12 protein-coding genes are annotated in these 17,624 nt (G+C 75.2%); 4 read left to right on the top strand and 8 right to left on the bottom strand.

Features of this window, described 5'->3' with window-relative positions; translation table 11 throughout:
* Positions 1-43 precede the first annotated feature (43 nt).
* Both ACIQE0_RS16195 and ACIQE0_RS16190 read right to left on the bottom strand, forming a co-directional pair.
* Entirely contained in the window at positions 44-3,688 is a 3,645-nt protein-coding gene (locus tag ACIQE0_RS16195) for a UvrD-helicase domain-containing protein (protein WP_402332460.1), read from the bottom strand.
* A gap of 219 nt (positions 3,689-3,907) precedes the next feature.
* Positions 3,908-4,357 carry an MGMT family protein gene (locus ACIQE0_RS16190; RefSeq protein ID WP_402332457.1) on the bottom strand — a complete coding sequence of 150 codons (450 nt, stop codon included), beginning with the start codon at positions 4,355-4,357 and terminating at the stop codon, positions 3,908-3,910.
* Positions 4,358-4,587: 230 nt separating this feature from the next.
* Between ACIQE0_RS16190 and ACIQE0_RS16185 the strand changes: the two genes are divergently transcribed.
* Positions 4,588-7,539 (top strand): flippase-like domain-containing protein, encoded by a 2,952-nt coding sequence (locus ACIQE0_RS16185; RefSeq protein WP_402332454.1) that lies wholly within the window; start codon positions 4,588-4,590, stop codon positions 7,537-7,539.
* A 106-nt stretch (positions 7,540-7,645) separates the two neighbouring features.
* On the opposite strand, the gene moeZ is transcribed toward ACIQE0_RS16185, so the two are convergent.
* The 6 genes from moeZ to ACIQE0_RS16155 all read right to left on the bottom strand — a co-directional run bounded on the left by moeZ (position 7,646) and on the right by ACIQE0_RS16155 (position 15,934).
* The gene (gene moeZ, locus ACIQE0_RS16180; protein WP_366335215.1) at positions 7,646-8,824 is read right to left on the bottom strand and encodes an adenylyltransferase/sulfurtransferase MoeZ; all 1,179 of its coding nucleotides are present in this window, start codon (positions 8,822-8,824) and stop codon (positions 7,646-7,648) included.
* Positions 8,825-9,091: 267 nt separating this feature from the next.
* Positions 9,092-10,051: an NAD-dependent epimerase/dehydratase family protein gene (locus ACIQE0_RS16175; protein WP_366335217.1), complete on the bottom strand. Its 960-nt coding sequence runs from the start codon at positions 10,049-10,051 to the stop codon at positions 9,092-9,094.
* A gap of 235 nt (positions 10,052-10,286) precedes the next feature.
* A complete protein-coding gene (locus ACIQE0_RS16170; RefSeq protein ID WP_402332450.1) occupies positions 10,287-11,504 on the bottom strand; it encodes a hypothetical protein in 1,218 nt (405 codons plus the stop codon).
* Entirely contained in the window at positions 11,501-13,204 is a 1,704-nt protein-coding gene (locus ACIQE0_RS16165; protein WP_402332447.1) for a DUF3492 domain-containing protein, read from the bottom strand. The genes ACIQE0_RS16170 and ACIQE0_RS16165 overlap by 4 nt, the downstream gene beginning before the upstream one ends.
* A gap of 279 nt (positions 13,205-13,483) precedes the next feature.
* The gene (locus ACIQE0_RS16160; protein ID WP_402332444.1) at positions 13,484-14,881 is read right to left on the bottom strand and encodes a DUF3152 domain-containing protein; all 1,398 of its coding nucleotides are present in this window, start codon (positions 14,879-14,881) and stop codon (positions 13,484-13,486) included.
* 6 nt (positions 14,882-14,887) lie between these two features.
* Positions 14,888-15,934 carry an alpha/beta fold hydrolase gene (locus ACIQE0_RS16155; RefSeq protein ID WP_402332441.1) on the bottom strand — a complete coding sequence of 349 codons (1,047 nt, stop codon included), beginning with the start codon at positions 15,932-15,934 and terminating at the stop codon, positions 14,888-14,890.
* 152 nt (positions 15,935-16,086) lie between these two features.
* Here ACIQE0_RS16155 and ACIQE0_RS16150 point away from each other — a divergent pair, with 152 nt between their 5' ends.
* The 3 genes from ACIQE0_RS16150 to ACIQE0_RS16140 all read left to right on the top strand — a co-directional run bounded on the left by ACIQE0_RS16150 (position 16,087) and on the right by ACIQE0_RS16140 (position 17,470).
* Complete coding sequence (locus ACIQE0_RS16150) at positions 16,087-16,311, top strand: hypothetical protein (RefSeq protein ID WP_366335227.1); 225 nt, start codon at positions 16,087-16,089, stop codon at positions 16,309-16,311.
* 148 nt (positions 16,312-16,459) lie between these two features.
* Positions 16,460-17,101, top strand: a complete 642-nt coding sequence (locus ACIQE0_RS16145) for a TetR/AcrR family transcriptional regulator (RefSeq protein ID WP_366335229.1) — start codon at positions 16,460-16,462, stop codon at positions 17,099-17,101.
* 141 nt (positions 17,102-17,242) lie between these two features.
* The gene (locus tag ACIQE0_RS16140; protein ID WP_366335231.1) at positions 17,243-17,470 is read left to right on the top strand and encodes a DUF3107 domain-containing protein; all 228 of its coding nucleotides are present in this window, start codon (positions 17,243-17,245) and stop codon (positions 17,468-17,470) included.
* Positions 17,471-17,624 lie beyond the last annotated feature (154 nt).

Here is a 17,624-nt window from a genome sequence, read left to right as displayed (position 1 = left end):
ATCCGTGCAGGTCGACGCGGTACGAGAGCGGCCGGCGGGAGGATCACTCGACGATCTGCCGGCCCTCCGGCTGCGCGCTGCACGAGGCCCGGAAGGCGCAGTGCGTGCAGTGCGTGCCGGTGGTGGGAGTGAAGCGCTCCTCCAGGACGCGGCCGGCGGCGGTGGCGAGCAGGTCGCCGACCCAGTCGTCCTCCGGCGGCGGCTGCGTCTGGACGGCGGGCAGCGCCTCGCCGCCCTCCTTGCGGGGCGCGCCCAGCCGCAGGTGGACCAGTTCGGCGCCGCCGGATTCCGGCCGGTGGCCGTCGAAGGCGTCGTCGAGGGCGCCCTCGCGGACCGCGAGCTGGTAGACGGCGAGCTGCGGATGGCGGGCGACCTCGGGGCCGGTCGGCTTCTGCTTGCCGGTCTTGAAGTCGACGACGTAGGCGCGGCCCTGGGCGTCCCGGGACACATGGTCCATGCTGCCGCGGACGCGGACCTCGTAGGCGCCGGCGCCGAGGGTGACGTCGAAGCCGTGCTCGGTGGCCACGGTGTCCCGGCCGAGGGTCTCGCGCTCCATGACGTGCCAGCGCAGGAAGCGCTCCAGGGCGGCGCGGGCCTGGTCCTTCTCCTGGCGGGACTTCCAGGGGGCGTCGAAGGCGAGCGCGTCCCATACGGAGTCCAGCCGCGCCATCAGGACGGCGAGGTCGGCGGGGGTCCGGCCGGAGGCGACCTCGTCGGCCAGGACGTGGACGACGTTGCCGAAGCCCTGGGCGGCGGTGGCCGGGGCGTCGGCCTTCACCTCGCGCCCCAGGAACCACTGGAGGGAGCAGGTGTTGGCCAGTTGGTCGAGGGCGCTGCCGGAGAGCAGTACGGGGTGGTCGCGGTCGCGCAGCGGGACCGCGTTGTGGGTGGGCTCGTCCAGGCCCCACCAGCTGTCCGGGTGCGCGGCCGGCACCAGGGGGTAGCCGTCGTCGTCGCGCAGTGCGGCCAGCTTGGCCAGCCGCTGGGCGGCGGCCTCGCGCAGCGCGGGACCGGCGTCCGGGTCCACAGTGGTGGCGCGCAGTTCGGCGACGAGCGCGGCGACGGTCAGGGGGCGGCGGGGGCGCCCGGTGACGTCCTGGGGGGTGACGCCCAGTTCGGTCAGGAACCGGGACGGCTGGTCGCCGTCCTCGGCCGCGGCCTTGACGGCGGTGACCACCAGGCGTTCCCGGGCCCGGGTCGCGGCCACGTAGAACAGCCGGCGCTCCTCGGCGAGCAGGGCGCCCGCGGGGAGCGGTTCGGCCAGGCCGTCCCGGCCGATCCGGTCCGCCTCCAGGAGCGAACCGCGCCGGCGCAGGTCGGGCCAGAGGCCCTCCTGGACCCCGGCCACCACCACGAACCGCCATTCCAGGCCCTTGGCGCGGTGCGCGGTCATCAGGCGGACCGCGTCCGGGCGGACCGTACGGCGGGTGAGGGTGTCCGCGGCGATGTCCTGGGCGGCCAGCTCCTCCAGGAAGTTCCGGGCGCCGCGGCCGCCGGTGCGCTCCTCGGCGCGGGCCGCGGTCTCGAACAGGGCGACCACCGCGTCCAGGTCCCGGTCGGCGTTGCGGCCGGCGGCGCCGCCGCGCCGGGCGGCCCGTTCCAGCCGGTCCGGCCAGAGGGTGCCGTCCCACAGCTCCCACAGCGCCTCCTCCGCCGTCCCGCCGCCGGCGAGCAGCTCGGAGACCTTGCGCAGCAGCAGGCCGAGCCGCTGGGCCCCGCGGGCGTAGCGGGGCTCGTGGGCGACCAGGCGCTCGGGCTCGGCCAGCGCGCGGGCGATCAGCTCGTCGGAGGGCGGCGGCACCGGCCGGCCGGCGGCCCGCTCCTCCTCGCGCAACGCCCGGCCCAGCCGCCGCAGATCGGCCGCGTCCATCCCGCCCAGCGGGGAGGTCAGCAGGTCGATGGCGGTCTCGGGGTCGATCCGGGGGGCGGCCGCGGCCGTACGGTCCGGCGCGCCGCCCTCGGACTCCGGCGCGCCCTCGACCTCCGACGCGCACTCGGCCTCCGGTATGCCCGCGGTCTCCGGTACGTCCTCGTCCTCGCACTCCGACGCCTCCGGTACGTCCTCGGAATCCGACGCCTCCGCGGTCTCCGGTACGTCCCCCGCCTCCGGCGCCTCCTCGCCCTCCAGCACGGTCGCGCCCTCGGACTCCGGCACCTCCGCGCCCGGCCCCCGAGAGCCGCCGAACGCGGCCCCGCCCGGTGCCGCCGCCTCCGCCGCCACCCGCAGGGCGGTCAGGAGCGGTGCGACCGCCGGTTCGTGGCGGAGCGGGAGGTCGTCGCCGTCGATGTCGAGGGGGATCCCGGCGGCGGTGAGCGCGCGGCGCATGCCGGGGATCGAGCGCCCTCCGGCGCGTACGAGGACGGCCATCTCGCGCCAGGGCACCCCCTCCTCCAGGTGGGCGCGGCGCAGCAGGTCCGCGATGTTGTCCAGCTCGGCGCCGGGGGTGGCGTACGTGAACACCTCGGCCCGGCCACCCTCCTGGACGGGGGCGGGCTCCCGGTGGGCGCGGACGGCGTCGGCGGGGAGCCGGGTGAGCGGCATCCGGCGGGTGAACAGGCGGGTGGCGGCCAGCAGCGCGGCGCCGGAGCGGCGGGAGGTGCGCAGGACGGCCACCGGGGCGGGGGTGCCGTCGGCGCGTCGGAAGGTCTCCGGGAAGTCGAGGATGCCGTTGACGTCGGCGCCCCGGAAGGCGTAGATCGACTGGTCCGGGTCGCCGAAGGCCAGCAGCGTCCGCCCCGGGGAACCGGCGGCGGCCGGTGCGCCCTGGTGGCCGGCGAGCGCGCGCAGCAGCCGCACCTGGGCGGCGTCGGTGTCCTGGTACTCGTCGACGTACACCGCGTCGTAGGCGCCGGCCAGTTGGGCGGCGACCTCGGAGGTCTCGGCCAGCAGCACCGCGCGGTGCACCAACTCGGCGTAGTCCAGCACCCCTTGGGCGTCCAGGACGTCGAGGTACTCGGCGAGGAAGGCGGCCGCGGCCTGCCAGTCGGGGCGGCCGGTGCGGCGGGCGAAGTCGCCCAGCGCGCCCGCGCCCAGGCCCAGCTCGCGGCTGCGGGCCAGCACCGCGCGGACCTCGTCGGCGAAGCCGCGGGTGGTCAGGCAGGCGCGCAGCTCGTCCGGCCAGTCGACCCGGGCGCGGCCGTCGCCGGCCAGCTCCGCCTGGCCCTCCAGGAGCTCGCGCACGACCAGGTCCTGTTCGGGGCCGGACAGCAGCCGCAGCGGGTCGGCGAAGAGGTCGGCGTCCTGATGGGCCCGGACCAGGGCGTAGCAGAAGGAGTGGAAGGTGGTGGCCTGGGGGGCGCCGGGCCGGCGGCCCGCGGACGGCCCTTCCGCGCGCCCGGACGGCACAAGGGTGCTCTCGTCGTCGGCCAGCCGGGCGGCCAGCCGGTCCCGGAGGGCGACCGCGGCCTTCCGGCTGAAGGTGAGGACAAGGATCCGCTCGGGGTCGGCCCCCTCCCGGACGCGGCGCACCACGGACTCCACCAGCGTCGTGGTCTTGCCCGTCCCCGGCCCGGCGAGGACCAGGAGCGGTCCGTGCCGGTGCGCCACCACGGCGCGCTGGGCGGCGTCCAGCGTGGGCGGCGCGGTCCGCTCCGGCGGGGTGCGCACCAGGCGGTACGCGCCGGGGGCGCCCCGCCGCGCCGCCTCGCGGGGCTGCGCCGGCGGAACGGCCGGAAGGGAGGAACTCACGTGGATCGCCGGTCCTGGGAGGAGGTACTGGTGGTGGTGCGGACGGTGCCGGCAGTGCGGCGGGGCCGTCCCGGGCGGGCGCGCGGACGCGCGGCCGGGACGGCGGTCTTCGACCGTACCGGGTCGAGCGGCCGGCCCCGAGCCGCGCCCTGGAACCCCTCGTCCCGGCCCGCGTCCGCCCGGAAGGCGGGCCGGCGGACGGGAGGGTGACGACCGGCCCTAGGCCCCCTCGCCCCCGTCGCCGCTCTCGCCCCCGGCGCCGCCGTCCCACCGCGCCCGCCGCATGTCGATCCGCGGTATATGGCCCTCCGCCACCCTTGAGGCCCCCTTCAGGGGCGTGCCCTCGTCCCGGTAGTGGGCCAGGGCGCGCAGTTCGCTGCCGGGCAGCAGCGCGCCGTCCGCGCGCACCACCCGCCACCAGGGCACCGCGCCGCCGTAGAGCGCCATCGCCCGGCCCACCTGCCGGGGGCCGCCCAGGGCCGGCCCCTCGGGGTGGTCCTCGTCCTTGAGCCACTCCGCGACGTCCCCGTACGTCATGACCCTGCCGGGCGGGATCAGCTCGGCGACGCCGAGGACCCGCTCCGCGTAGTCCGGGAGCTGGTCTGCGTCGTCCGGCGCGGCCCGGTCACCGGCGGTGCCTGCGCTGTCCGTGTCTCCGGTCCCCTTCATTCGGTCCATCCTGCCGCACAGCACCGACAATGGGCTTGGACGCCTGGTTCTGCGCCCGTTCCGGGCGATCCCGGAGGGCGGCGGAGACCCGGTGCGGTGGTCACAGTTCGGCTTTCCCCGGCCCCCAAATGCACCCTGATGCCTCCCCGGACCGGATGGCCGTGCCACCATCTTCCGGACGGTGACTGGTGATACGAGATCAAGAAGAGACGGCCGAACAGCAGGGTGCGATGCCTCCGCGGGAGGCGGGCGCCCCTGATGTGCTGGCCGCCGGCGACACCGGCACCGCCCCGGAACCGACCGCAGGGACCGCGCAGCCGAAAGGGCCGCGGGCGGCGACACCGGGGGCGCAGCAACGGGAGCCGACCCCGGCTTCCGCGACCGAAAAGGCGAGCACGATCGAGAAGGCCGAACGACCCGAGGCGTCCGCGAGGCCAGGACGGCCCACGGCGCCCGAGCCACCCGAGCGGCACGAGCCCGGCCGGCGGACGAAGGAGGGCGACCAGGGCAGGCAGCAGCCGGACGAGCGGCTGGAGCACCACAAGACCGCGGACGACACGCCCCGTACGGGCGCGCACCGCGCCGAGGGCGGCCCCGAGGGGGACCGCGGCGAGTTCCACGTCGACCGGCTCGCGGTGGACGAGCCGCTGCTGCCCGCGCGGGTGCACCGCCCCGCCGACCTGCTCCGGCTGCTGCTCGGCATCGCCGGGATCGCGCTGGTGCTGGCGCTGGCGACCTTCGCGCACGGCACCACCCAGGGCCTGAAGAACGACATCGGGCAGAGCGCCGGGGCGGCCCCGCCGCTGCTGATCAACCTGGCGGGGCTGGCCTCCAGCGTCCTGGTGCTGATCGTGCCGGTGGCCTTCGCGGTGGAGCGCCTGATCAAACGGGACGGGCTGCGGATCGCGGACGGCGTCCTGGCCGCCGTACTGGCGCACGGGGTGTCGCTCGCCACCGACCTGTGGGTGGCCGAGGCCGCCCCCGCCTCGATCCGCAGCGCGCTCACCCAGCCGCTGGCCAACGGGGCGCTCTCCGCGCCGGTGCACAGCTATCTGGCGCCGGTGATCGCCTATATGACGGCGGTCGGGATGTCCCAGCGCCCCCGGTGGCGGGTGGCGATGTGGTGCGTCCTGCTGCTGGAGGCGTTCGCGGTCCTCATCGGGCGGTACACCACACCGTTCGCCATCGTGGTGACGGTGCTGATCGGCTGGACCGTCGCCTTCGGCACCCTCTACGCCGTCGGCTCCCCCAACGTCCGCCCCACCGGCCAGAACCTCCTGGCCGGGCTGCGCCGGGTCGGTTTCCGGCCGGTCAGCGCGATGCGCGCGGAGGACGGCAACCCCGAGCACCCCGACCGGGGCCGCGGCTACCTCGTCGCCCTGGAGGACGGCCCGCCGATCGACGTCACCGTCGTCGACCGGGAGCAGCAGGCGCAGGGCTTCTTCTACCGGGTGTGGCGGCGGCTGTCGCTGCGCGGGATCAACCAGCGCCGCAGCCTCCAGTCGCTGCGCCAGGCCCTGGAGCAGGAGGCGCTGCTGGCGTACGCGGCGATCGCGGCGGGGGCCAACGCGCCCCGGCTGATCGCCACCTCCGAGCTGGGCCCGGACGCGGTGATGCTGGTCTACGAGCACATCGAGGGCCGCCGCTTGGACCAGCTCGCGGACGAGGAGATCACCGACGAGCTGATGCACAGCGCCTGGCGCCAGGTGGCCGCGCTCCAGTCGCGGCGGATCGCCCACCGGCGGCTGGTCGGGGACGCCCTCCTGGTGGATCGTTCCGGCACCGTCGTGCTGACCGACCTGCGCGGCGGGGAGATCGCCGCCGGCGATCTGGTGTTGCGGATGGACATCGCCCAGCTGCTGGCCACCTGCGGGCTGCGGGTCGGCGCCGAGCGGGCGGTCGCCGCGGCCGTCGAGGTGCTCGGCCCGGACGCGGTGGCCGACAGCCTGCCGCTGCTCCAGCCGATCGCGCTCAGCCGCACCACCCGGGCCACCCTGCGCCAGCTGGCGCGGGAGCGGTCCAAGCGGGAGCGGGACGCGGTGCTGGCCGCATCCGAGGCGTCGAAGCAGGCCCGCGCCGCCGAGGACCACAAGGACCGCAAGGCGCGGCGGGCCGAGCGCAACGCCCAGAAGAACGCCGAGAAGCGGGCCCTGGAGGAGGCGTCGGCGGAGGCCAGGGAGGAGGACCTGCTGGCCCAGATCCGCCACCAGGTGCTGCTGATCCGGCCCACCGCGGTGATCGAGCCGGCGAAGCTGGAGCGGCTCAGCCCGCGCATCCTGCTCAGCTGGATCGCCGGTGCGTTCGCGGTGTACCTGCTGATGTCCCAGCTCACCAACTTCAACCTCGGTGACGTGGTGAGCAAGGCCCAGTGGGTGTGGGTGCTGGTGGCGATGCTCTTCTCGGGGCTCACCTACATCGCGGCGGCGATGAGCCTGCTGGGGTTCGTCACCGAGAAGGTCTCCTTCGTGCGGACCGTGTTCGCGCAGATCGCGGGCAACTTCGTGAAGCTGGTGGCCCCCGCGGCGATCGGCGGGGTGGCGCTGAACACCCGCTTCCTCCAGCGCGCCGGGGTCCGTCCGGGGCTGGCGGTGGCCAGTGTCGGCGCGTCCCAGCTGTTCGGGCTGGGCAGCCACATCCTGCTGCTGCTGGCCTTCGGCTATCTGACCGGCACCGAGCAGACCCAGGACATCTCGCCGTCCCGGACGGTCATCGCCGGTCTGCTGACGGTGGCGGTGCTGGTCCTGGTGGTCACCGCCGTCCCGGTGCTCCGCAAGCTCGTGGTGACGCGGGTGCGGTCGCTGTTCGCGGGCGTGGTGCCGCGGATGCTGGACATCCTCCAGCAGCCGCGGAAGCTGATCACCGGGATCGGCGGGATGCTGCTGCTGACCGCGGCGAACGTGATGTGCCTGGACGCCTCGATCCGGGCGTTCGGCGGCGAGAACCTCAGCTACGCGAGCATCGCCGTGGCCTTCCTCGCCGGCAACGCGCTGGGCTCGGCCGCCCCGACCCCGGGCGGTGTGGGCGCCGTGGAGACCGCGCTGATCACCGCGCTGACGATCTCCGGGCTCCCCGGGGAGACGGCCTTCCCGGCGGTGATGCTGTTCCGGCTGATGGTGTTCTGGCTGCCGGTGCTGCCCGGCTGGCTGGCGTTCAACTACCTGACGCGCCGGGGCGAGATCTGACGCGCTGCCCGCCGCGCGAGAAGGCGCCGGTCCGTCGGGTACGGACCGGCGCCTTCTCGCGTCAGCGCGGGGAAGCAGCTTTCAGAAGCGGCTTCGGGAAGCGGCTCTAGTAGACCGGCTTCTCCGGCTCGATGGTGTTGACCCAGCCGATGACGCCGCCGCCGACGTGCACCGCGTCGGCGAAGCCCGCGGACTTCAGGACCGCGAGGACCTCGGCGGAGCGCACGCCCGTCTTGCAGTGCAGGACGATCTTCCGGTCCTGCGGGAGGTCCTGGAGGGCGGTGCCCATCAGGAACTCGTTCTTCGGGATCAGCCGGGCACCGGGGATCGAGACGATCTCGTACTCGTTGGGCTCCCGGACATCGATGATGTCGATCTTCTCGTCGTTGTCGATCCACTCCTTGAGCTGCCGGGGAGTGATCGTCGAACCGGCCGCCGCCTCCTGGGCCTCCTCCGAGACCACACCGCAGAAGGCCTCGTAGTCGATGAGCTCGGTGACGGTCGGATTCTCGCCGCAGACCGCGCAGTCGGGGTCCTTGCGGACCTTGACCTGGCGGTACGTCATCTCCAGCGCGTCGTAGATCATCAGGCGGCCGACCAGCGGGTCGCCGATGCCCGCGAGCAGCTTGATGGCCTCGTTGACCTGGATCGAGCCGATGGAGGCGCAGAGCACGCCGAGCACGCCGCCCTCGGCGCAGGAGGGCACCATGCCGGGCGGCGGGGGCTCGGGGTACAGGCAGCGGTAGCAGGGCCCGTGCTCGCTCCAGAACACCGACGCCTGGCCGTCGAAGCGGTAGATGGAACCCCAGACGTACGGCTTGTTCAGCAGCACGCAGGCGTCGTTGACGAGGTAACGGGTGGCGAAGTTGTCCGTACCGTCGACGATCAGGTCGTACTGCGCGAAGAGCTCCATGACGTTGGAGGAGTCCAGGCGCTCTTCGTGGAGGTTGACCGTGACGTACGGGTTGATGCCGAGGACGGTGTCCTTGGCGGAGGCGGCCTTGGAGCGGCCGATGTCCGCCTGGCTGTGGATGATCTGGCGCTGCAGGTTCGACTCGTCGACCTCGTCGAACTCCACGATGCCCAGGGTGCCGACGCCGGCCGCGGCCAGGTACATCAGCGCGGGCGAACCCAGGCCGCCGGCGCCGACGCACAGCACCTTGGCGTTCTTCAGCCGCTTCTGCCCGTCCATCCCGACATCGGGGATGATCAGGTGGCGGGAGTACCTGCGGACCTCGTCGACGGTGAGCTCCTCAGCGGGCTCGACCAGGGGTGGCAGCGACACGGGGACTCCGTTGGTCGGTCGATGGGACTCCCCCGCCCCGGCCGGAACCGGGAACGACGGAGTGGACTCTCCCCGTAACACTGCCACGCCCTTCTTCATTCCGAGACACCCGTTTCGGTGCGCGAGACGAATGCGTCCCAGCAGCCGGGCAGCGACGTCCGGGCGACGGTGGGTGACCGCGACCAGGTCAGCGCCTGGGCGGGCCCCGCGCCCGGGGTCCGGGCGTCCCAGCAGGCGGACATCCGTCTCACGGATGCGGGGGCGCGCTCAGATCCGGCACGCGGCCTCCATCCAGATGTCGGCGAGGGACTCCTCCAGGCCGATCCGCGGCCGCCAGCCGAGCCGGTCGCGGGCGGTGCGGACATCGGCCTGCTGCCAGGTGCCGCAGCCGTCCGGGTACGGATAGGCGGTGGGCGGCCCGCCCGCCGGATGCCCCTCGGAGGCCGGGGCCGGGATCACCAACCGGGCCGGCGGGGAGTCGAGTTCGTGCAGCGAGCCGCCGAACCCGGCGACCCGGGCGAGCACCGCGGCGGCCTCCCGCAGCCGCACCGCGCGCCCCGTCCCGATGTTGACCACGCCCTGTGCGGCCGACAGCGAGGCCGCGTGCACCGCCCGGGCCACGTCCCGGACGTCGACGAAGTCCCGCTGGACCCCGAGGCCGCCCAGCTTGAGCTCGTTGTCGCCGGACTGCATGGCGCGGCGCATCGCCTCGGCGAGCCGGCCCAGCGGCGAGCCGGCCGGGGTGCCGGGCCCGACCGGCGAGAAGACCCGCAGCACCACGGCGTCGAGCCCGGAGCCCAGCACCAGTTCGGTGGCGGCCAGTTTGCTGACCCCGTACGGGCCCCCGGGGCGCGGCACCGCGTCCTCGGCGGTGGACGAACCGGGCTGCGAGGGCCCGTACTCGGAGGCGCACCCCAGGTGGACCAGGCGGGCGCCGCACCCGCTGCGGCGCAGCGACTCGCAGATGGTGGCGACCGCGACGGTGTTGTGCCGGGTCAGGTCCCGGGCGCCGCCGCGGGTGGTGCCGGCGCAGTTGACGACCACGCCGGGGTGGACCGCGTCCAGGAAGCGGGTGAGCGCCCCGGGGCTGCCGGTGGCGAGGTCGAAGCGGACGTCGGCGTCGTCCCCGCGGCCGAGGGCGGTGAGCTGGACGGCGGGGTCGGCGAGCAGGCGGTCGGCGACATAGCGGCCGAGGTACCCGTTGGCGCCGATGAGCAGCACCCTCATCGTGCGTCCCCCCTGAGCGCGTGTCGGGTGGTCGGGTGGACGTTCATGTATGGACTCCTCATGCGGATCGAGGGAAGCGGGTTGGATTCCGCCGGCTCCGGCCGCGGGTTCGGCGCCCGCCCGTGGGGGCGGGGGCCGGATGGGGGGTGAGGTCCGCGGTGTGGGGGCCGGAGGGTGGGGAGCGGCGGCATCGGGGCGCCGCGCCGAGGGGGGTGTGGGGTGGGCGTGCGGCGGGTCATGGCCGGTGTGCCTCCGCCGCGTCGGTGAGGGGGGTGCCCCCGTGCCGGTCGGGCGCGGGGGCGGGCGGGTGTGCGCAGGCGCCGGTGAGCGCCCGCAGTCCGCAAGCCAGGAGGCCCAGCCCCGCGACCGCGCAGGCGAGCGCGGGGACCGCGGCCGGTCCGGCGGCGGCGACCAGGTGCGTCACGGGGGCGCCGAGCGGTGCCAGCCCCGGCAGCCGGGCGGCCAGGACGAGGGCCAGGGCCGCCGCTTCGAGGGCCACGGCCAGGCCCGTACCGGCCGCCGCCGCGCCGGGGAAGCCGTGCACCGTGAGCAGCCGGGCGAGGAAGAGCAGCCCCGCCAGCGCGACCGCCGCCGCGACGCCGTACCGCCCGCCGGGGCTCCCCCAGGCGCCGAGCAGCAGCGCGGCACCGACGGCCGGCGCCCCCGCCGCGGCGGCGAAGAGCAGCGTGGTCCCGAGGAGCAACGGCCGTACGCGGGCGGCGAGTTCGGCCAGCGCACGGCTGACGGCCAGCCGGCGCCGGGCCCGCACCGCGAAGATCCGCGCGCACCCGGCGGCCGGGGCGACCGCGCAGACCAGCCCGACGGCGGCGGCGACGGCCGCCCGGGGATGCGGACCGGGCACATCAGGCCCGCCGGACAGCAGTTGGGCCAGCAGCCAGTCCCCGTAGACCGCGTACCCCACCAGCCAGGCGGTCCACAGCAGCGCCGTACGGGAGCCGCGGCCGCGACGGGGACGCAGCGGTCCGTGCCGCAGCGCCAGCCGCAGCGCGAGGAGGGTCAGCAGCACCCCTGCCGCGTCAACCACCGTCCGGACGTGGGGCGTTGCGGACGTGGCGGAGGCATGGGCGGCGACCGTGGCGAGGCCGATCGCGCCGGGCAGCAGCTGCACCGCGCCGCGCGCGGCCCCGCCCCCCGCAGCCGTGGCCTCCGGGTCCGGCGCCCGCTGCACGGCGGGGCGCTCCGGCCCGCCCGCGCGCGGGACCCGGGCGTAGAGCTCCTCGGCCAACGAGAAGACATCGCGGTGCCGGAAGCGGGCGGCGGCGCGGTCGGTGACCCCGTGCACCTCCAGCCCGGCGGCGATCTCCAGCGGGTCGACGGCCCGTTCGCACAGGTCGCGATGACGGTGCATCAGGACCTTTACGGGATCGGCCGGCCCGAACCGGGGGGCCGGGCGGGCGGCCGGAGCCGCGGCCTCGCTCTCGGGGACGGTCATGCACCCTCACCTCTCCCAGCCTCTCCCCCCGCCCGGTCGGCCCGCTCGCCCCGCGCCCAACTCGGCGGGCGGGCGGCGGCCGTCGGCGACGGCCCGCAGGGCACCCGGATCTCGGCGGGCCGGGCGAACGGCCGCGGGACGCCGCCCCCGGCCGCGGCGCCGCACCCCGCCGGACCGACCGGTCCGCGTGCGAGCAACTCCGCGTAGATGCCACGAAATGCCGTGAGGTTCTGCTCGACGGTGAACAGTTCGAGGGCCCGGGCGCGGGCCGCGGCGCCCAGCCGGGCGCGCCGCTCCGGGTCGGTGAGCAGCGCCCGGCAGGCGTCCGCCAGCGCGCGGGGGTTGCGCGGCGGGACCACCAGACCGGTGCCGCCGATCACCTCGCAGACCGCGCCGGTGTCGGTGGAGACCGTGGCCCGGCCGCAGAACATCGCCTCCACCAGGGAGCGCGGGAAGCCCTCGACAGTACTGGAGAGCACCAGCACGGTCGCGGAGGCGTAGACGTCGACGACGGTGGGCGCGGTGGGGTCGCCGATCTCCTCGAAGCTGACCGGGGACTCCCCGGCCGTCCGGTCGTCGACGGCCTCGTCGGGGAAGAGCTGGACGGCCAGCGCCCGGCACTGGGCGCGGTAGCCGGCGGCCTCCGGGTCGGCGCCGAGGCCGCCGATGATCCTCAGCCGGGCGCCCGGCACGGCCCGGCGGAGCTCGGCGAAGGCGTGCAGCAGCCCGATGAGGCCCTTGTCCGGGCCGATGGCGCCGGTCCACACCAGGGTCGCGGAGTCGTCCGCCGCGGCGTCCGGGACCTCCGCGAACGGGCCCGCGTCCATGCCCGGGTAGACCGTGCGCAGCCGCGCCGGGTCCGCACCGCAGCGCTCCTGCCAGCGGCGGGCCCGGCCGCTGCCGGGGGTGATCAGCGCGGCCTGGGCGTAGGTCTCGGCGGCCAGCGCACGCCGGAACGCGGCGAGCAGCACGCGCACCGGGGCCGGCCGCGGTGCGCCGGGGTGCGCGAGGTAGTGCTCACGCAGCCGCACGCCGTGCTCGGTCACCAGGAGCGGCGTCCCGAAGAAGCGCTTGGCCAGCAGCCCCGGGAGGGCGGCGGTACCGGCCGAGGCGGCGTGGCACAGAGCGACCCGGGCCAGGCCGTCCTCGCCATACCAGTCCAGGGACAGCGGCCGCAACGCCGACTCCAACTCCGCGACGCACGCCAGGAGATCGGCGACCTGGGCCCCCTGGACGGCGGACGGCGCACCGGGACCGTGACAGGCCGCCTCCAGCACGCGGACGACATCCTCGCCGCGGAGCAGCGCGGGCAGCGCGACGCCGGTACGGGCGAGATCGGCGAGCCCGTACAGACCGCTGCCGAAACGGTCCGCCTGCCCGTCCACCGCGGACCGCTCACCGGCCGACGCCGCCACACAGGCCGCCACGAGGTCACCGAAGTGCTCGGCGAAGCGGCGCCGCGCCCGCCGGCCGACCCGCGGCCGCGCCGCCGGCACCTCCCCCCACAGCCGCGCCCGCCCCGTCAACGTGACATTGGCCGGAAGTTCGGCCGGATCGCGGGCCTCCGGCCGGGAATGCGCGATGAGCGCGTACAGCGCGAAGTCATGGCCGGCGAGCCCGCGCACGAGCCGCTCGCACCACCCCTGCGCCTCACCGAACGCGTAGGGATAACCACCCTCGGTGAGCAGTCCGATGCGCACGACGGCACCCCCGTCCTCCCATATCGGCGTCCTGGCGCGGCCCGTCCCCGCCACTCGCAGGAAGAAGCTATGCAAAAGGGCCGGTGGCGCGATGGACGGTTGTCCATCGCGCCACCGGAAGGGGTGAACACGCGTGACTTTCCACCCCTGGGGGCGTTTCCGCGCGCTAAGGGAGCGCCGAGCGACCGCCCGCCAGGGCACTCAGCCCGCGAACTCCCCGCACTTGACGGCCCCGACGAACCGCGCCCAATCGACGACGCGCAGGGAGGGGCGCCCGGCTCAGTGCCCGGTCGGGTACGGCCAGGAGTTGGGGCGGCAGGTCACCCCGTCCGTGGTGAGGAACTTGGTCTGCTGCATCATCACCGGGGCCAACATGCCCTGCCGGGAGCAGGATTCGTGGTTGTGGCCGAGACGGTGGCCGACCTCGTGGTTGATCAGCATCTGGCGGTAGGCCAGCATCTTGTCGGGGCCGTAGGTCTTGGCGCCCTGCGCCCACCGGTAGGCGTTGATCATCACGCGCTGGGTGGCCGCCGAGTCACAGGAGACGTTGTCCTCGGTGGTGTCCAGGCCCGACCTGGCGCACCACGCGGCGGTGGTGCCGGGGCTCGCCAGCGTGATCACGAAGTCCGCGTCGCCGGACCCCACGCGCTGGAAGGCCCGCTGGCCGCCGTGCGCCCAACTCCGGTCGTCGTTGAGGGTCTTGTGGACCGCCTCGGCGAACAGGTCGCCGTCCAGCGGAAGTCCCCGCTCCATGTCCACCCGGTAGCGCAGCACCTTCCCGTGGCCGGGCGCCTTGGCGTCGCCGCCGACCGGGTGGAACTGCCCGCTGGCGGTCAGCTGCGGGTCCAGCGGGAAGACCTGCGTCATCTGGGTGGCGTAGTCGGCGGCCTTGGCGTCCCCGACCTGCGGGCGCGGGGCCTGGTCGGTACCGCCGTCGTTGCGGTCGTCGCCGCTGCGGGGCTGCGGGCCGCCGCCGCTGTCCTGGCGCTGCTCGGCGACCTGGCCCGCGATGACGACGGCGAGCGCGGTGGTCACCGCGGCGGCCGCCGCACCGGTCAGCGTCCGCGCCTTGCCGCCCTTGCGGCCCCCGCGTGCGGCGGTCGCGGTCTCGTCCTCGGGCGGTACCTCGTCGCCGTCGGCCGGGAACCCGTCGACTCCGGCGGGGCGTACGGGCGGAGCGGCCTCGGCCGGCCCGCCGGGGACCTGCTCCAGGGGCTCCGTGACGCCCCGCGGGGCGCGCACGGGCGGGACCGGCGGCGCGGACGGTCCGTCGAACGCCTCCACGTAGTCGCGCCGCGGGCCCGATCCGCCGTCCGGCGAGGCCACCGGCACACCGAACGCGGGCGTCCCGGTGCCGGGCGCACCGGAGGCCGGGCCGGCGGGCCTGGTCTCGGGCTCGCCGGTCCGGGGGCGGGGGATGCGCACACCGGCCGGCATCTGCGGCGCGGACGGCGCCCCCGCGGGGCGGGCGGCCGCCGGCCGCGCCGGGGTCGCGCCCCAGCCGCCGCCGGCCTCGTGCTGCTCGGGATGGCCGCCGCGCACCGTCCCGTCGCCCTCCGCCGGGCCGGACCTCCGGCGGCGGCGCCCCGTCCCCGGGACGTACGGCGTACTGCCTGCGGGCTCGGCCGCTTCACCGGCCGGGCCCTGCGCTCCACTCTGGCGACTGTGTCGTCCCACGCGCCGTCAACTCCCGTTCGCGGCGGGCTGTTCGACACCGGTTGCGCCGGCGGCCGTCGCCGGCTCCGCCGCCACGGAGTCGACCAGTTCGCGGACCGCCCGCGCCACCACGTCGGGATACTCCATCATCGCCACGTGCCCCGCCTCCGGAAGTGTCAGCAACCGCGAGCCGCGGAACGCCGCGGCCGCCCGCCGGGCCATCCGGAAGGACACCAGGCGGTCGCGTCCACCGTAGACGAGGAGCGTGGGTGCCAGGACCCGTTCGGCCTGGCGCCAGAGATTGTGCTGGCCACCGAGGGTGTAGGCGCCCACCAGGGCGCGCGCCGACTCCTCCATCACCTCCCAGAAATACGGGAGTTCCAGCCGCCGGGCGTACTCCTCGACGGCGGCGTCGAAGCCCCCGGGGGTGACCCGGGAGGGGTCGCCGTAGCACAGCGCCAGCACCTCGCGGGTGCGCTGCTCGGGCGTCCAGTCGCGGGTGAGGCGGCCGAACAGCCGGGCCACGCCGGGGACCGCGAGCAGTGCGGTGGGCATCGCCGTGCGCTGCGGCCGGAGTTCGGGCAGCGCGGGCGAGATGAGGGTGAGGGTGCGGACCAAGTCGGGGCGGACGGCGGCGACCCGGGTCGCGGCGGCGCCGCCCATGGAGTTGCCGATGAGGTGGACGGGGCCGCGGCCGACCGCGTCGAGGTAGCGGATGACCGCGCGGGCCTGCGCGGAGACCGCGTAGTCGCCGTCCTGAGGGGGCGGTGACTCACCGCAGCCGGGGAGGTCGATCGCGGCGCCGTCCAGCCGGTCGGCGAGCAGCGGCATCAGGGCCGACCAGTTCTGGGACGAGCCGCCCAGGCCATGGACGTACAGCGCGGGCTCGCGGGCCGGCGCGGCGGCGTCCGCCGGGGCGCCCGGGCGCGCGGCCGGGGTCCGGACCGCCATCGTCAACCGCGGCGGCGAGACCAGCGTCAACCGCTCGACCAACTCGTCCGGGGCCCCTGAACCGGCCGGCGGAACCGGGAGGGCGGCGGCTGTCGCGGCGTCCGGCGACTCGGTCGAAGACATGGTCTCGATGTTACGAGACGATCACGCCCCCGATCGTGTGTTCGCCGTCACACACCGCATCGCGCGGTTGCGGGCACTCTCCTAGGCTCGTATCTAGGGCGGCCGCCCACGACGGGCCACGGCCCCAGGCGAGCACCGGGAAGGGAGCCATCATGCGCGTCGACCCGACAGAACCCGACACCTTCAAGGAAGCGGCCGAGGCTCCGACCATCACCAGGATCGGCGTGGAGGAGCCGGAAGCCGACACCGCCGAGAAGTACTCCGAACTCGCGGCGCAGCGCGAGGAGAAGGTGACCGGCAGCAGCTTCTCCGCGAACGAGGCGGACCGCGCCGAACAGGCCCGGGTCGTCGAGCTCAACGAAGACGAATACCGATGACCTGGGGCGTTATGTCGCCTTCGGAGAGCGGAGCCGGGCAGAATTTCTCCCCGCGGACCGCGCACAGCCCCGTTACCCAAAAGTACGATGACGGCCGCGGTGCACCACCTTGTACGGGCCGCGAACGGAACGATCTCTGGGAGGCAGCGTGAGCGCCATCGAGCAGACCGAGGCGGCGCGCCCGCGGGGCACACGCCTGCCACGACGAGCGCGGCGCAACCAGCTCCTGGGCGCGGCCCAGGAAGTCTTCGTCGCGCAGGGCTACCACGCGGCGGCGATGGACGACATCGCCGAGCGGGCGGGCGTCAGCAAGCCGGTGCTCTACCAGCACTTCCCCGGGAAGCTGGAGCTGTACCTGGCCCTGCTCGACCAGCACTGCGAGGCGCTGCTGCACTCGGTGCGCACGGCTCTTGAGTCGACCTCCGACAACAAGCTGCGGGTGGCGGCCACCATGGACGCCTACTTCGCGTACGTGGAGGACCCGGGCGGCGCCTTCCGGCTGGTCTTCGAGTCGGACCTGACCAACGAGCCGGCCGTGCGCGAGCGGGTGGACAAGGTGTCCCTGGAGTGCGCCGAGGCGATCAGCGCGGTGATCGCCGAGGACACCGGGCTGTCGCGGAACGAGTCGATGCTGCTGGCCGTGGGCCTGGGCGGGGTCTCCCAGGTGGTGGCCCGGTACTGGCTCTCCTCGGAGAGCACCGTCCCCCGGGAGACCGCGGTGCAGCTGCTGACCTCGCTCGCCTGGAAGGGCATCGCCGGTTTCCCGCTGCACGGCAACGACACACACTGACCGTGTTCGCTGCTGGCGTGGTCGGCGACGTCCGTTTCCGTCCCCGTACCGGGCTAATGTGTGCTGCGTACCGCGCGGCTGGCCGCGCACCCTTCCCCAGCTGACGTTGGGGAACCCAGAGCATTCGGAGGGACAGAAGCCGTGGAGGTCAAGATCGGCGTGCAGCACGCACCCCGCGAGATCGTTCTGGAGAGCGGGCAGTCTGCCGAAGAGGTCGAGCGCGCCGTGAGCGACGCGCTCTCCGGCAAGTCGGAACTGCTGACCCTGGTGGACGACCACGGTCGCAAGGTCCTCGTCGCATCGGACCGGGTGGCCTACGTGGAGCTCGGCGAGCCCACCGCCCGCAAGGTCGGCTTCGGCGCTCCCTGAGCGACGGCACCGCATCGGCGCTGACGCGCCATCACCGACACGGGGCGGGGGGCCGCGGGACCAGGGTTTTACGGGGCGCCGCCCCCGGGGGGGGCCCCGCACCAGGCGGGGTGGCGCCCGGCCCCCGCCGGGGTAGTCGTCAGGGGTTTGCCGG

The organism is Streptomyces sp. NPDC093097, from assembly GCF_044754325.1.
Taxonomy (GTDB): domain Bacteria; phylum Actinomycetota; class Actinomycetes; order Streptomycetales; family Streptomycetaceae; genus Streptomyces.
The sequence above is the reverse complement of the archived record's forward strand: the minus strand, read 5'-3'. Positions and strand labels throughout refer to the sequence as shown.

Bases quoted from the DNA above. Each gene is read 5' to 3' on its own strand.
- ACIQE0_RS16190 (WP_402332457.1), bottom strand. From the start codon at position 4,357: ATGAAGGGGACCGGAGACACGGACAGCGCAGGCACCGCCGGTGACCGG.
- ACIQE0_RS16185 (WP_402332454.1), top strand. From the start codon at position 4,588: ATGCCTCCGCGGGAGGCGGGCGCCCCTGATGTGCTGGCCGCCGGCGAC.
- ACIQE0_RS16175 (WP_366335217.1), bottom strand. From the start codon at position 10,051: ATGAGGGTGCTGCTCATCGGCGCCAACGGGTACCTCGGCCGCTATGTC.
- ACIQE0_RS16170 (WP_402332450.1), bottom strand. From the start codon at position 11,504: ATGACCGTCCCCGAGAGCGAGGCCGCGGCTCCGGCCGCCCGCCCGGCC.
- ACIQE0_RS16155 (WP_402332441.1), bottom strand. From the start codon at position 15,934: ATGTCTTCGACCGAGTCGCCGGACGCCGCGACAGCCGCCGCCCTCCCG.
- ACIQE0_RS16150 (WP_366335227.1), top strand. From the start codon at position 16,087: ATGCGCGTCGACCCGACAGAACCCGACACCTTCAAGGAAGCGGCCGAG.